We start from the raw sequence: 14,897 nt of genomic DNA, 5'->3' as shown, positions 1-14,897 counted from the left end.
AATGTTAAGCTTCTAAGGCATCAAGAACATCCAGCATCTGAGGTAATGTCAATTGCCCGGGAGCACTTCCTTCTTCCTTATCGAGTGCCACAAAAGTCCATACAGATCCGGTCAAACCTCCGGCAACGCGGGAAATTTTACCCAGTTCTCCCATTGCAATACCGATAAATTTTGGTCCATATTCCATCGTAAAATCACGTGTAATCTGTAGCAAATCCAAAACATCACACTCGCGTTGTGCCATAATCGCCACTTTTACAAAGCCTGTTTCTTCTCTTTGCATTTTCATCATTCGAGCAGTTAAATCTGTAGGTGACTCGAAAAAGTTATGATAAGACAAGACAATTTTTTCTTTAAATTCAAGTAGCTGTGGTAAGGCTTTTCGATAGGAAAAATATTCAATATCAATATAATCTGGGTCAAATTTGGCTACTTTTTTTAAAAGAGTGACATAATCTTTTTTAGAAATGGAGATATTGCCGCCTTCATTGGCTGTGCGTACAGTAAAAAGAAGGGAAAAATCTTTAAATTTCTCAAAGATAAAAGGCGCAGCCTGAAGAATACTTTCTATATCTCCCAAAAAATCCGCCCGCCATTCAATAATGTCAGCCTTTCTGTACTTTTCTACGTTTAATTCCTGTACTTCCGCCACTGTTGTCGGAAGAACGGGTACTACAATTTTCGTTTTCCTCATATTTTAAGTTTAGCACACATTTGCATGCGTACCAAACATAATCCTGAACGTCACTGAAGATATTTTTTCAATTGAAATAAATAAAAAATCCCTGAAAAACAGGAATCTATATCTCAATTGCGGGAGCAGGATTTGAACCTACGACCTTCGGGTTATGAGCCCGACGAGCTACCTAGCTGCTCCATCCCGCGCTAATAAAAATGGAAGAAATTTGAACTATCCCAAAGTCACGCTATAACTGAGTGGACGAGATCTTCCATTATGGATGTATCCAAATGGTACACCTATTGTAACACACTTTTAGCTAAAGTCCTAATCTTGCACTTTAAAATAAAAAAAGCACTCCCAAGAGTGCCTTATCATTATGCTTTAGTAATGTTTGATGCTTGAGGGCCACGTTGACCTTGTTCAATATCAAATGTAACTTTTTCGCCTTCTTCAAGTTTACGGAAGCCATCGCTTTGAATTTGAGTGAAGTGTGCAAACACATCAGTACCATCTTCAGCAGTGATGAAACCAAAACCTTTAGAGTCGTTAAACCATTTTACAGTTCCTTTTGTCATAGTATATATTTTCCTTTCGTCATATTTGTAAATCATTATGTGAAAGAAAACATTAAAAATATATAACTTAGACTAAATTTACCTCTTAATAGTATCATGCTTTGTCCAGAAAGTCAAATCGCTTCTCCTCTTCATGGTTAAAACCAAGCTATAACTTACTCTTAGAGACCAAAACAAAAGATACATCACTGTATCTTTTGTTTTTTATTTTGTCGAACCACGATTAATGATTTGATGAGCGAGGATCAATTGGTTTTCCTCAACTTCTTCCTTGTGCATAAGTTTTGTCAACAAACGCATTGAAACTGCTCCCAAGTCATAAAGCGGTTGATTGACAGAAGTCAAACCTGGGTAAGTGTATGCTGTAATCGGGCTGTTTGAACCTGCGATAATTTCGAAATCTTCAGGTACTTTGATACCTTTTGAGAGCAAAGCATTGAGTAAGCCAACTGCTACAGTATCATAAGACACGATGGCAGCATTAATTTTCTTGGCAAGCATTTGTTCTGCTAAAGCTTGTCCATTTTCAAAAGTGTAATTACCTTCAAACACAAGTGACTCGTCAAAATCAATGCCTGCTTCATTCAAAGCTTCTTGATAGCCAACCATACGTTCTGTATTTTCAACTTCTTCTAAAGAACCTGATACGAAAGCAATACGTTTATTGTTTTTTGCCAGTTCAGCAGTTGTTTGGTGTGCTGCAAGATGATAATCGATATTCACAGATGACATTTGTTTGTCAACATCAATCATTCCAGCAAGAACAATCGGTGTACGTGTTGATTTAAGCTGTTTACGAACTTTTTCTGTCATGAAGCTGCCCATATAAACAATACCATCAACTTGCTTAGAAAAGAGACTTTCAATAACTTTAAGTTCTTTTTCTTCATCACCATCACTATTTGCGAGAATGACATTATACTTGTACATTGAAGCAATATCATCAATGCCTCGAGCGATTTCAGCAAAATATGGCGACGTGATTGTTGGGAGAACAACCCCAACTGTCGTTGTACGTTTGCTTGCCAATCCACGTGCAACCGCATTTGGACGGTAGTCCAATTCTTCAATTGCATCAAGGACTTTTTGACGTGTTTTCTCTTTGACGTTGGCGTTACCATTGACTACACGACTTACGGTAGCCATTGACACGCCCGCAACTCGAGCAACGTCATAAATTGTTGTTGTTGATTCTTCCATTCTTTTTAAACCTCAATTATAATAATCTTTGTCTGTTTTTTATATCTTTTAATATTTATGAAAAGTTTTTCCAAATTTAATTATATCACTTTTTGAAAACCGTTTCAATAATTTTTGGTAGTATATTGTAGATATTGTCGCACATGATTTTTTTCAGAATTTAGCGTACAATAGAGATAATAATTATAGAAAGGTGGATACTATGAGCAAACTCGAACGTATCTCTAATTTTCTGAACGAAAATGAAGTCGACATGACTTTCATCACCAATCCTACGACCTTGAATTATTTAACAGGTCTTGCCATTGACCCGCATGAACGTATTGCTGGTTTGATGGTTTTCCCGGATAAAGCGCCATCTCTCTTCACTCCAGCTTTGGAGGTAGAAAAAGCCAAAGCAAACACTACTGGCTTTGATATTTTTGGCTATGAAGATTCACAAAATCCGTGGGCTGTTGTAAAAGAACATTTGGGATCAAAAAATATCCAAAAAATTGCAGTCGAATTTTCTGACATCCCTCTGTCAAAAACTGAAGGGCTCAAATCTCAATTTTCTGGTGTTGAATTTGTCAACTTGACACCATTGGTAGAACGTATGCGTTTGATCAAATCTGCCGATGAAATCGAAAAAATGAAAATTTCTGGGGATTACGCAGATAAATGTTTCGAAATTGGTTTTGAATATGCAAATTCAGATCGTACAGAAACAGATGTTGTTGCAAAAATCGAATACGAAATGAAGCGTATGGGCGTACCTCAAATGAGTTTTGAAACAATCGTACTCTCAGGCGCTCGTGCAGCTAATCCTCACGGTATGCCAGAAGATGTCAAAATTCAAGATAATAAACTCTTGCTCTTTGACCTCGGTGTGATGAAAAATGGCTACGCTTCTGATGCTACACGTACTATCTCAATCGGTAAACCTTCTGATTTTGATGCCGATATCCACAAAATCGTACTTGAAGCACAAATGGCTGCTATGGACTTCGTAAAACCTGGTGTATCTGCACTTGAAATTGATAAAGTAGCCCGCGATGTGATTACTAAAGCTGGTTATGGCGAATACTTTGTCCACCGCCTTGGACACGGTATCGGTATGGATGTCCATGAATTCCCATCTATTGGTGGTTCTGAGGACATCATCATCGAAGAAGGCATGTGCTTCTCTGATGAACCAGGAATTTATATCCCAGGTAAAGTTGGCGTACGTATCGAGGACTGTCTCTATGTCACTGAAACAGGATGTGAGCCTTTAACTAAAACAAATAAAGAATTGATGATTTTCTAAAATCATCAGAAATGAAAAAGCACTGAATCAGTGCTTTTTTTATTAACCAAAGTCTCGTTTTCTTAAAGCAAGTACTTTCGTTTCAATTTGCTGGATGATATCCTTAAAGACTGCATCACTTTGTCCTGTTGGATCTTCTAAGCCCCAGTCTTCCCTATATTGACAAGGAAGATAAGGACAGCCAACGTTACATCCCATCGTAATCACAATATCCACAGGTGGAATATCTTGTAAGAGCTTTGAACTTTGTGTTTTTTCCATGTTTATGTCATAGATTTCTTTCATCAAACGGACAGCATCTTGATTAATTTGTGGCTTTATCTCAGTACCCGCAGAGTAAAACTCAAACTTATCCCCAGCTAATTTTTTCCCCAAAGCTTCTGCAATTTGTGAACGGCAAGAATTATGCACACAGATAAATGCGATTTTGAGCATAGTAACTCTCCTCAACTATTTTTACATATTATACACTATTTTCCCCCGGTACTCGCTCAAACTGTACGGAGCTTATGAAAATTCTTGCTGGTATTTAGCTATTTCGGCATAGCTTTTCGCAAACTCTTGTGTTAAATTTTTGAAGAGAAGGTATAAAGCGCGGTAGTATTTAAAATTTTCTGGCTGAGGCTTATAAACTATTTCCATCGTTCCACTAGCAACATCTTCAATACTATCAATCATCCCCAAAGCTTTTTGAGCCATGATCTGTGCTGCAAAGCATCCCGCCTCATGGTCTTTTTGAACCGTTATTGGTAACTCAAAAATGTCCGCAAGAATTTGCAACCAAAGCTCCGACTGAGAAAAACCTCCCGTAACTTTTATTATTTTAGGGCATGCTGAATTTTCTGTGAGTGTCTCTTCTAACATACGTAAGTTAAAGGAAATGCCCTCAAGAACTGCACGCGCCATGTGGCTTGTTGTATGACGATAGCTAAGTCCAAAAAAAGAAGCCCTAGCTGTTGCATTCCACAATGGTGCTCGTTCTCCACCTAGATAAGGATGAAAGATTAATCCATCCGAACCTGGAGACACACCTCTTGCTAAGTCAGTAATCGCTGCAAAGTCATAAGACTTCTCAAGTACGTTGTCTTTTAACCACCGAAAAACATCGCCTCCAGAATTTACCGCTCCACCATTTACCCAATGGTCTTCATCAAGTGCGTAACTAAAAGTTCTCGCTGCTTCATCTAGCTGAGGTACATCACTTACCATGCGAAGGGCGCCTGAAGTACCTACTGTAATTGCCAATTCACCTTTTTTAATTGCCCCAACACCTAAGTTTGACATAGGACCATCGCCAGCGCCATATACAAAAACGGTATCTGGTGAAAGCCCCATCTTTCGTATCCATTTTTCTGGTAAACCTTTCTCTATTGCATAAGGTGATACGATTTTAGGAAGTTGTGTTTTTGAAATACCTAACAGATTTAAAATATCATCGTCCCAGGTCATTTTCTGATTGTTAAAAAAACCTGTACCTGTAGCAATTGATAGATCCATCGTATTACTTTGGAAAATGCGTTGAAAGATTGCGCCTTTGAGATCCATAAAATGCGCTGCATTTTTGAAAATCTCTTTTCTTTCATTCTTGAGCCATAATAGTTTAGCAAGAGGCGACATCGGATGTAAAGGTGTTCCTGTTTTATGATATATAGCATTTGAAGTATCTTCACTTTTTAAATCGTTACTGTATTTTTCAGCTCTAGTATCTGCCCAAGTTAAGACACGCGTTAAAGGCTGCCATTCCTGATCAAAGGCAATCAAGGCATGCATTTGGGTGCTGAAAGAACATGCTAAAATAGAATCTCCTGTTTTTATTTGGCGTGTTATTTTTTCAACAACACTTATCATCGCAGTAAATATCTCCTCTAAATCTTCTTCTGCCATTCCTTGGGCATCACGATAAAGTGGGTAAGACTGAGAACTTGTGGCGATCTGAATCCCTGATTGATCAAAGAGAACTGCTTTTGTCGCAGTGGTACCTAAATCTATACCTATTAAATAATCCATGTGTTTCCTTTCAAAAAAAGGCAAGTCTCCATTGCCTTTTTATTTTATAAATCATTTCCATTTGATGCAATAACAGACTTATACCAATCAAACGACTTTTTCTTCATCCGTGCAAGCGAGCCTGATCCATCATTTTTTCTATCCACATAAATCATACCATATCTTTTACTCATCTCGCCTGTGGAAGCTGCAACTAAGTCAATGACTCCCCAAACGATATAACCCATCAAGGGGATTCCATCGGAAATACCGTCTGCCATCGCTTTGATATGCTCTTTTAAATACGCAATACGGTAATCATCATTGATTTTTCCATCAACAATCTTATCCGACGCTCCCAATCCATTTTCAACTATAAAAATAGGTTTTTGATAGCGATCATAAATTTGATTCATGGTAATCCTTAACCCAAGTGGATCAACAGCCCACCCCCACTGACTTGTTTTTAGATATGGATTTTTCACCGACTTGACCACATTTCCTACATTAACTTCTAAATCATCAAAACTTGCAACTGAACAACGCGAAGCGTAGTAACTAAAAGAAACGAAGTCCACAGTGTGCTTCAAGATGTCTTCGTCACCAACTTCCATCTTTAACTCGATATTTTTTTCGCGGAAAATCCTCTGTGTGTAAGAAGGATAATACCCTCGAGCTTGAATATCCGTAAAAAATGTATTCATCTGTTCATCTTGCAAGGCTTGCCAGACATCCTCAGGTTTACAGGAATAGGGATAAAAAGCACCTCCAGCAATCATACACCCGATTTGTAAATCCTTATCCAATTTATGTGCAGCTTTCACAGCCAAACTACTTGCAAGGAGCATATGATGGGCAGCCTGATAGATTACTTGCGCTTTATTTTCACCTGTTTGAAAGGCCAATCCTGCTCCTGAAAAGGGGCTATGTAGAATGATATTTATTTCATTAAAAGTAATCCAGTACTTTACATCGTCTCCAAACTCATCAAAACATGTCCGAGCATATCTTTCGAAAAAGCTAATCATTTTACGGTCGCGCCAAGAGCCATATTTTTCAACTAATCCCATCGGAACGTCAAAATGTCCTAAGGTTACCAAAAGTTCCATGTCATACTTTTTACACTCTGCAAACATTTGACGATAGTAGGCTATCCCCTCTTTGTTAGGCTCACTTTCATCACCATTGGGAAAAAGACGAGACCAAGAGATTGATGTGCGGAATATTTTTAATCCCATTTCTGCGAGCAGTGCAATATCTTGTTTATAGCGGTGATAAAAATCAATGCCTTGATGACTGGGGTAAAATTCTGATTCCTCTAAGATTGGATGAGAAATTTCACCTAATTTAACGGGCAAGCGTTTTTCACCTAAAGGCAGCATATCAATATTACTGGCTCCTCTCCCCCCTTCTAACCATGCTCCTTCAGCTTGGTTGGCCGCAATGGCTCCACCCCAAAGAAAATCTTTAGGAAATTTTCCTGCTTCTTTTTTATTTTTCAACGTCTAAAATTACCTCTCCCTCACTGACTTCATCCTTTTCTAAAAGCGTAAAATTCGCATATTCAGCAGAATTTGTCACAACAACTATCGTATCTGTGGCAAGTCCTGCTGCTTCAATCAGTGCTAAATCAACTTCTACTATTGGAGTTCCTTGGTAAATTTTATCGCCCATTTTGATGTTTGAAGTAAAACCTTTGCCTTCTAAAGTTACTGTATCGATACCAATATGGACCAAAACTTCTAATCCTTTATCACTGGTAATTCCAATGGCATGTTTTGTTGGAAAAACAGCTGTAACCGTCCCTGTGATTGGTGAAACAATTTGTCCATTACTTGGTACAACCGCAAAGCCTTTACCCAATACTTCTTTTGAAAAGACCTCATCTGCAACTTCTGAAAGTTTTTTAACTTTTCCAGTTACTGGAGATTTAATACTTACAGTCTGAGCAACTTGATCCAGATGGATTTCTTTTAAGTTTTCTTCTTCCACAGGCAAATCATCAAACCCGATAACCAAGGTTAAGACAAATGACAATACAATGGAGAGAATCATCACGATAGCTACCCAAGCGATGGTCATTGGATTATCACGGTCAATAAATTGAACACTCGTAAACAAACCTGGAGCGGCCATTGAGTGGCTGGCAAGTCCTGCCATTCCAGCTACAGCTCCGGCAACAAAACCTGTAATCACTGAGGCAATCATCGGTCGTTTCAAACGTACAGCTACACCATAAAGTGCGGGCTCAGTAATCCCTGCAATGATAGCTGAAGATGCTGCAGCTAAAGCTGTTTGCCGTAATTCTCTATTTTTTGTTTTCAAAGCAACTGCTAGAGAAACACCGCCTAATGAGAGGTTGGCACCAATTTCTGATGGCATAACCATTCCCTCAACACCTGTATCCGCAATAGTCTGTACAATTGTCGGTGTGAAGACGCGGTGCATTCCTGTCATGACAAGCAACGGCCACAGTGCGCCAACAATGGCTACTGCTAACCACCCTAGTTTATCATGAATAAAGAACACACCATTAGAAATAGCTGTCCCTAACCAAACTCCTGCTGGACCTACTAAAAGTATAGCGATTGGTGCTGCTACAAGTAGGATAAGCATTGGCTTCAAAAAGTTTTTCGTTACCACAGGCGTGATTTTATCAACATAATTTTCAATATATTTAAGGAGCCATGTCATCACGATAGCGGGAATAATAGTATAAGTGTACTTTACAGATGTCATAGGGATCATCGCAAAAGTTACAGTAGTACCCTCAGCAGCCTTTGCCATCCATTCCATAAAGACCGGATGTACCATTAGACCAGCGATAGCCATCGCTAAGTAAGTGTTTGAGCCAAATTTTTTAGAAGCAGAAACAGCGACTAATAGTGGTAAAAAGAAAAATGAAGCATCCCCAATGGTATTCAAGATGTTATAGGTTGAACCATCAATACTTAGAATCCCCGTCATTTCCAAAAGCATCGCGAGCAACTTAATCATTGAACCGCCAATAATAGCTGGTATCAAAGGAGACATAGTTCCAATAATGGCATCAAGGATGTTTGTTCCTATTTTTTTCAAGGTTAATTTTTCTTTCGGTTTACCTGACTCGTTCGCCACAGCACCGCCAGCAACACCTTTTTTTAAGATAGCTGCGTAAGCTGCGGCTACATTGTTGCCAACAATAATTTGGTATTGCCCGCCTTGCTTGACAAGCCCCATTACCCCATTGATGTTTTTTACTTTATCATCATCTGCTTTGCTTTCGTCTTTTAAGATAAAACGTAGTCGTGTCATACAATGTGTTAAATTTTCAACATTTTCGACTCCACCTATTGCTTGCAGAATAGTCTCCGCCATTATATTAAAATCTTGCGCCATTTTCTCTTACTCCTTAGTTTTATTTTCCACAGCATGTCCACCAAAACCATTTCTGAGGGCTGCGACTACTTTTCCACTCATGCTATCTTCCTGTAAGGAACGATTACGCATCATTAAAGACATGGCAATTACAGGTGCAGGAACTTCTAAGTCTAGACTCTCTTCGACTGTCCACTTTCCTTCTCCCGAGGCTTGGACTCGCCCTATAATTTGATCTAATTTTGCATCCTTTGCAAATTGTTCTTCCGCAAGCTCCATAAGCCACGAACGGATAACTGACCCATGATTCCATAATTTGGCTACTGCTTCATAGTCGTATTCAAAGGCAGAAGCTTCTAAAATCTCAAAGCCTTCTGCAATAGCTTGCATCATGCCATACTCAATGCCATTATGAATCATTTTAAGATAATGGCCACTTCCAAGCGGACCTGTATAAAGATAGCCATCTTTTTGGGCCAATTTTTGAAAGAGGGGTTCCAATTTTTCCCAAGATTTTTTGCTATCACCACCAATCATAAAGTTCCCCCCCGAACGTGCACCAGCCATTCCCCCTGAAGTACCAACATCAAAGAAATCAATTTTCTTAGCTTTTAGCTTTTCATTTTGTTGGAGATTATCTTTATAATATGAATTTCCTCCATCAATAAGGATGTCTCCAGCGGATAACTTTTGAGTCAACTCCTCAACGATACTATTTGTTATACTTCCTGCAGGTAACATAAGCCAAACAATCCGTGGCTGTGGTATGACTTCAATGAATTCTTCTAAAGTAGAGCAGCTTATCACTTGCTCAGAATATAGTTCTGCTTTTCTGATTTGTGCTTCGTCGTTGTCTAAGACAGTCACTTTCATACCCTTATCAACTGCATTTTTTACAAGGTTAAGTCCCATTTTACCAAGCCCGATAAGTCCAAAATTCATATTCTCTCCTATTTGATATGGCTATTATAAGAAAAACATTATATTTATCTTCCTTACTTCTTAAATATTATAACACGGAAAAAGTAAACGCTTTCTCCAAAAAACGGAGAATTCTCCACAATCATGTTATAATAATTTTATGGGAATATTTATTGACAATTATCAGAGTACACAGCTCTCCAACACAGAACAATCCATATTGTTAAAGCTGGATAGCCAGCCAGAGCTTTTAGATAATAATCTAACACAACTTGCACTAGAGCTCCATTCTTCAGGAACTTCAATCATACGACTTTGCCAAAAATTAGGATTTTCAGGATTTTCGGAGTTTAAATTTGAAACACAGAAACTGCTCAGTTTGACAAGTAATAAGTACGAGATTTCCTTTTTAGAGGAGCTTACAAACTTTTGCAATTTTTTATCCACAGATATTACCACAGACAAAGTGCGGTTATTTGCGCAAGAAATATCTAAATCGAAAACCATTTATATCGCCGGGGTTGAAGCTTCTAAATCTCTTGCTGCTTACTTCAGCCATAAGTTAAATCAATTTGACTATGCTGCCGTTCATGTTTCGGATGATACCCTCCTAGATTTATTGCCTAATATTCTTAATCGCCATAGTCTGGTTATTTACGTCTCCATATCAGGACAGACGAAACGGCTGACGAATTCTGCGCAAAAAGCCAATCATACTGGTGCCACAGTTCTTTCTCTAACAAATGCTAAAAGTAGTCCCCTAGGGCGTTTAAGCAAAATAAATATCTCTACTAATACTTCGACTGCTAGCTACCACAACTATGATGTTACCCCTCGAACTTTTCAGGTCGCAGTTATTGATTTAATTCTATCCAGAATTGTGCAAAATCTTGAAAAGCAATAGATATAATTTTAGACATAAAAAAACTTCTTTGTTATCCACAAAGAAGTTTTTATTTTATCCAAAGTCGGTAGGTAAACCTTTACCATTTCCGAAGAAATATCCCGTTTTATTATTTATTGTTAATAGGTAACTGCCGTCTGGACGATACAAGTTGAAATAACCTGCAACTTGACCAGCCATGAAACCGGAAGTCATTGTATGAATAGCGACTGGTAAAAGAATAAAATCATTACCTGAGATATAACCACGCTGACGCGCAATATTCAATACTTTATCTCTGATTCCAGGATTCCAAGTGAAAGCTGGATCTTGTGGATTAAGATTAGCTTGGGGTTGAACACGCGCATTGGAATTATCTGGCGTAGCACCTGTCGGATTTTGGGCACCATCAGCCGCTACAGCTGTGGCAGATGAAGCTCCACCTTGTGCTGTATTTTTATCTGTTTGCGGTTGTGTTGGGGCTCCTGTTGTTCCATTTGATGTATCAGTAGAAGCTGATGTTCCTGCAGTTTGATCTGAGGTTTGATTTCCAGGTTGAGTAGCTGCATTATTTTGCGTAGCCGTCGCTGCTTGCTCTTCTTTAGCTTTAGCCTCTGATTGCTGTGTTTTTGCTAAGTTAATTGCTTGAGCCAATACTTTATTCAGTTTCTCATTTTCAGTCTTTGGAACCGCTGGTATACTTACTGCCGCTTTTACTTGAGCTTCCTTATTAAGTTCACCATCTACAATAGCTGATTTATTAAAGAGAGCGTTAACTTTTTCAACTGCTTTTATTTGTGCTTCAAGCGCATTTACCTTTGTTTCTGCGGTATCAAAATCGCTTCCTTTTAAAGTTTTGAGCTTATTTTTCAAAGCTGACAATTGATCAAAATTAGAATTCTTCAGTACTTGATGATCTGAGTCAGTAAAAAATTCATCGTAAGCTTTATTAAAAGCATTTAAGTTAGCTTTGTTTTCCACAGCTGCTTGATTGACTGCTTTTTCATTATTATTATGATTATAGAGTGCATAACCAGCGCCTCCTGCAGCCAAAAGGACCAATGCACAAAGTCCAATAATCAAAGGTTTCTTATTTTTCTTTTTCTCTGATTGCTCTTCTTGCGCAGAAGCTTCCGACTCAACTACGGGTGTAACAGGTAAGGGTGTTGGCACAGTTTCACCGGCAACCGGTGCTTTTTCTAGAGGCACAACAACTTCTTCTTGTGGAAGCTGTGCCTCTTCGATAGGTGCACTTTCTTTTTCCTCATCTTGTACATTTTCTTTTGCTTCTATTGAGTTTTCCAGCTCCTCGTCTACAGTCGAAACTGACTCTTCTGTAGGGCTTGTTTCCGCAACTTCTTCTTTTGAGTCAGGAACTTGATTGGAAAGCTCTGGGAAATCTTGTGCTGTACTTTCTGTTTCTTCCGCTTGTTCAGCTGCACTTTCCTTATCGACAAGTTCTACCGGTACAGGAACAACAGGAGGTACATCATCAGCAATTTTTACTTCATCAAACTCTGACTTATTTTTTTCTTTGAAGTTTGGTTCCTTAGATGGAGTAACTGTTTCTGCTTCTTGAGTGCCAGTTTCTGAATCTTGTGTCTCTGGCGCCTCAGCTAACTTTTCTTCAGCTTCTTCTTTAGCCACAATCACTTCTTCATTAGGATCAACAGTTTCTTCTTGATCCATTTTCTTACGCTCAGTTTGGATATATTTTTCTAAGGCTTGATTTTTAACAGCTTCAATCTCTCCACGATGTTGACGAATGTATTTGTCAAGTACGCTTTCGCTTTCACTATTTTCTTTATCTACCCTTTGCGCTTTTTTTACAATTTCGCCTACAGTGAAATCTGAGACATCGCCCAGTTTTAAGACTTTTTCGCCAGAATTTTTGATATCTTTATCTTTTTCTTCTGTCATTTAGATCTCCATAGCATTTGCTTATTTTTTTATTCTTTTTCCAAAATATTGATACAAGTCTGTACGCAATGTTCCGTTATAGAGCTTACGCTTTTTCGTTGCTTTAGCTCCGTAATGTGTTTCAAAAGCAATATCACTTGTCAGAATATATTTGCTCCAAGTTTCGAGGGGCGCAAAAGTTGCACCCATCTCTTTATAGAGCCCTGCAACTGAATCTTCATCTCCCAAACGTTCTCCGTATGGCGGGTTCGATACAATAACCCCATCAAGGGCATCTGTATGAAAATCTTGCAGACGCATCTGTTTATATTTTATCACATGGTCAAGTCCAGCTGCAAGTGCATTTCCTTTTGCAATTTCAATCATTCGACCATCGATATCGAAGCCTTGAATATCAAGCTCTAAATCTTTACGTATAGCTTGTTTTGCGGCTTGGCGTACTTCTTCAAAAACATCTGGCTTCATCCATGACCATGCTTCACAGGCAAACTTGCGATTAAGACCGGGTGCCATATTAAGTGCCAACATCGCAGCTTCAATCGTAAATGTTCCTGAACCACATGTCGGGTCAACAAACATACGTTTTGGATTTGCCAGCCAGTTTGTCAACATAATAATCGCTGCTGCCATGTTTTCCTTTAATGGAGCATCACCTTTTTCAACACGATAGCCACGTTTGAAGAGTGAATCGCCGGTGGTATCAATCATTACCGTCGCATTATCTTTATGAATCGCAATCTCGATGGAAAAGCCCGCACCATTTTCTGGGATAGGTACGCCCTCTGGACGATGATAGGCTTTTTGCAATTTCTTCACAATAGCTTTTTTAGTAATCCCTTGAACACTTGGCTCATTATGTAAAGTTGATTTCACAGACTTTGCTTTACTTACAGGAAAGGCTGAACCAAAAGGAATATAATCTTCCCAATCAAGCGCATATACATTTTCAAAGAGTTCATCAAAAGTACGTGCCTTAAATTCACCCACAACAATCTTTACACGATCTGCTGTACGAAGCCAAGTATTTGCTTGAGCAATTGTTCTTGTATCTCCTGTAAAAAAAACACGAGAACGATCGTCAATCGTAACATTTTCGACTTCCATATTGCGTAATTCACGAGCCACTAAACTCTCAAGACCTGCTGCAGCAGTCGCTATCAGCTTAAAATTATTTTTCATTTGTTCCTTTGTTTCTTTCTAAAAAAAGCTGGGACTAGCCCAGCGTGTCATACAGTTTTCTATAAGCCATGTTTTGTTCAGGTCTTGCGACCGTCGATAACCATCTGTCTGGGGAAGATAGTCTTCCCCCTCGACCACGCCTTCAATTCGGCTAGTCAAGTGCCCCGACCATAAGTTTGGGTTGCTCGCTTGAGGGGTTTACCACGTTCCAATCTTACCGTTTCCAGCAAGCCTCGTCTCTTTGGCACTTTTACAGAATACTCATGCATATCAAAAGACTTAGCACTTTCTTCAGCCGTTAGGCATGACACTCCTACCTTGGTTTATTGTTTCACCAAGCACAAACACTACGGGCATCGCAGCCCGTGCGAGCATGGACTTTCCTCATGATACCAAAGGTATCACGCAGTTATCCAAAAACTGTTTTTTCTTTTTCATTAAATTATGAAGTCAGCTTTATGCTTCTTCACTTGAAGTACTTCCTGGACCAAAAACAGCTTGTTCCAAACGGTTAATACGTTTAAGAAGCTCAAAGTTACTTGGTTGACCAATTTCTGTTTTTGGTTTATTGATTCGGCTTGAAACCACGCGGCTCATGTTATCCAAACGTTGTGTTTCTTCCAAATTTGCTTGGTTAGGACGACTTGCTTGAGATTCAAGTTCTACGATTTTTTTCTTCAAAAACTCGTTTTCTTCTTGCAAGCGCAATACTTCTGCTTGAAAAGCTTCGTAATCTTGAATGACGTCATCGAGGAGCTCGTCAACTTCTTCTTTATCATAACCACGCATTTTTGTTCCAAAGTCAGCTTCATAGATATCTTTAGGTGTAAATTTAAATGTTGCCATATCGTCCTCTTTTATCATTTCATATCAAAGTTTTATCATCTTTAATCATAGCAGAAATTT

General features: G+C 38.8%; 13 protein-coding genes, 1 tRNA gene and 1 other RNA gene. 2 read left to right on the top strand and 13 right to left on the bottom strand.

What is annotated here, in order from left to right; genetic code table 11:
- Positions 1 to 4: 4 nt before the first annotated feature.
- The 4 genes from aroD to ccpA all read right to left on the bottom strand — a co-directional run bounded on the left by aroD (position 5) and on the right by ccpA (position 2,457).
- Positions 5 to 694, bottom strand: coding sequence for a type I 3-dehydroquinate dehydratase (aroD, locus tag lgb_RS02825; RefSeq protein WP_019293764.1), 690 nt, complete (start codon positions 692 to 694; stop codon positions 5 to 7).
- A gap of 117 nt (positions 695 to 811) precedes the next feature.
- Positions 812 to 885: transfer RNA gene (locus lgb_RS02820), tRNA-Met, on the bottom strand.
- 171 nt (positions 886 to 1,056) lie between these two features.
- Entirely contained in the window at positions 1,057 to 1,257 is a 201-nt protein-coding gene (locus tag lgb_RS02815) for a cold-shock protein (protein WP_003135419.1), read from the bottom strand.
- Positions 1,258 to 1,461: 204 nt separating this feature from the next.
- Positions 1,462 to 2,457 (bottom strand): catabolite control protein A, encoded by a 996-nt coding sequence (gene ccpA, locus lgb_RS02810; protein ID WP_019293765.1) that lies wholly within the window; start codon positions 2,455 to 2,457, stop codon positions 1,462 to 1,464.
- 202 nt (positions 2,458 to 2,659) lie between these two features.
- Between ccpA and lgb_RS02805 the strand changes: the two genes are divergently transcribed.
- Positions 2,660 to 3,745 (top strand): M24 family metallopeptidase, encoded by a 1,086-nt coding sequence (locus tag lgb_RS02805; protein ID WP_019293766.1) that lies wholly within the window; start codon positions 2,660 to 2,662, stop codon positions 3,743 to 3,745.
- A gap of 42 nt (positions 3,746 to 3,787) precedes the next feature.
- Here the strand turns inward: lgb_RS02805 and lgb_RS02800 are convergent, their stop codons facing one another.
- From lgb_RS02800 to gnd, 5 genes are all read right to left on the bottom strand, one after another.
- Complete coding sequence (locus tag lgb_RS02800) at positions 3,788 to 4,180, bottom strand: arsenate reductase ArsC (RefSeq protein ID WP_019293767.1); 393 nt, start codon at positions 4,178 to 4,180, stop codon at positions 3,788 to 3,790.
- Positions 4,181 to 4,252: 72 nt separating this feature from the next.
- Positions 4,253 to 5,752, bottom strand: coding sequence for a gluconokinase (gene gntK, locus lgb_RS02795; protein ID WP_019293768.1), 1,500 nt, complete (start codon positions 5,750 to 5,752; stop codon positions 4,253 to 4,255).
- Between the two features lie 44 nt (positions 5,753 to 5,796).
- Positions 5,797 to 7,233, bottom strand: a complete 1,437-nt coding sequence (ascB, locus tag lgb_RS02790) for a 6-phospho-beta-glucosidase (protein ID WP_019293769.1) — start codon at positions 7,231 to 7,233, stop codon at positions 5,797 to 5,799.
- Positions 7,223 to 9,109 carry a PTS cellobiose/arbutin/salicin transporter subunit IIBC gene (gene ascF, locus lgb_RS02785; RefSeq protein WP_019293770.1) on the bottom strand — a complete coding sequence of 629 codons (1,887 nt, stop codon included), beginning with the start codon at positions 9,107 to 9,109 and terminating at the stop codon, positions 7,223 to 7,225. The genes ascB and ascF overlap by 11 nt, the downstream gene beginning before the upstream one ends.
- Before the next feature lie 6 nt (positions 9,110 to 9,115).
- On the bottom strand, positions 9,116 to 10,030 hold the full coding sequence (gnd, locus tag lgb_RS02780) for a phosphogluconate dehydrogenase (NAD(+)-dependent, decarboxylating) (RefSeq protein WP_019293771.1): 915 nt from the start codon (positions 10,028 to 10,030) through the stop codon (positions 9,116 to 9,118).
- Positions 10,031 to 10,169: 139 nt separating this feature from the next.
- Between gnd and lgb_RS02775 the strand changes: the two genes are divergently transcribed.
- Positions 10,170 to 10,913, top strand: a complete 744-nt coding sequence (locus lgb_RS02775) for a MurR/RpiR family transcriptional regulator (protein WP_019293772.1) — start codon at positions 10,170 to 10,172, stop codon at positions 10,911 to 10,913.
- 54 nt (positions 10,914 to 10,967) lie between these two features.
- Here the strand turns inward: lgb_RS02775 and lgb_RS02770 are convergent, their stop codons facing one another.
- From lgb_RS02770 to lgb_RS02755, 4 genes are all read right to left on the bottom strand, one after another.
- Positions 10,968 to 12,812 carry a cell division site-positioning protein MapZ family protein gene (locus lgb_RS02770; protein WP_019293773.1) on the bottom strand — a complete coding sequence of 615 codons (1,845 nt, stop codon included), beginning with the start codon at positions 12,810 to 12,812 and terminating at the stop codon, positions 10,968 to 10,970.
- Positions 12,813 to 12,833: 21 nt separating this feature from the next.
- Complete coding sequence (locus tag lgb_RS02765) at positions 12,834 to 13,991, bottom strand: THUMP domain-containing class I SAM-dependent RNA methyltransferase (RefSeq protein ID WP_019293774.1); 1,158 nt, start codon at positions 13,989 to 13,991, stop codon at positions 12,834 to 12,836.
- A gap of 57 nt (positions 13,992 to 14,048) precedes the next feature.
- Positions 14,049 to 14,412: RNase P RNA component class B (rnpB, locus tag lgb_RS02760), an RNA gene on the bottom strand.
- Positions 14,413 to 14,447: 35 nt separating this feature from the next.
- A complete protein-coding gene (locus tag lgb_RS02755) occupies positions 14,448 to 14,837 on the bottom strand; it encodes a cell division regulator GpsB (protein WP_019293775.1) in 390 nt (129 codons plus the stop codon).
- Between the last annotated feature and the right edge of the window lie 60 nt (positions 14,838 to 14,897).

Source organism: Lactococcus petauri (genome assembly GCF_023499275.1).
GTDB classification, from domain to species: domain Bacteria; phylum Bacillota; class Bacilli; order Lactobacillales; family Streptococcaceae; genus Lactococcus; species Lactococcus petauri.
The sequence above is the reverse complement of the archived record's forward strand: the minus strand, read 5'-3'. Positions and strand labels throughout refer to the sequence as shown.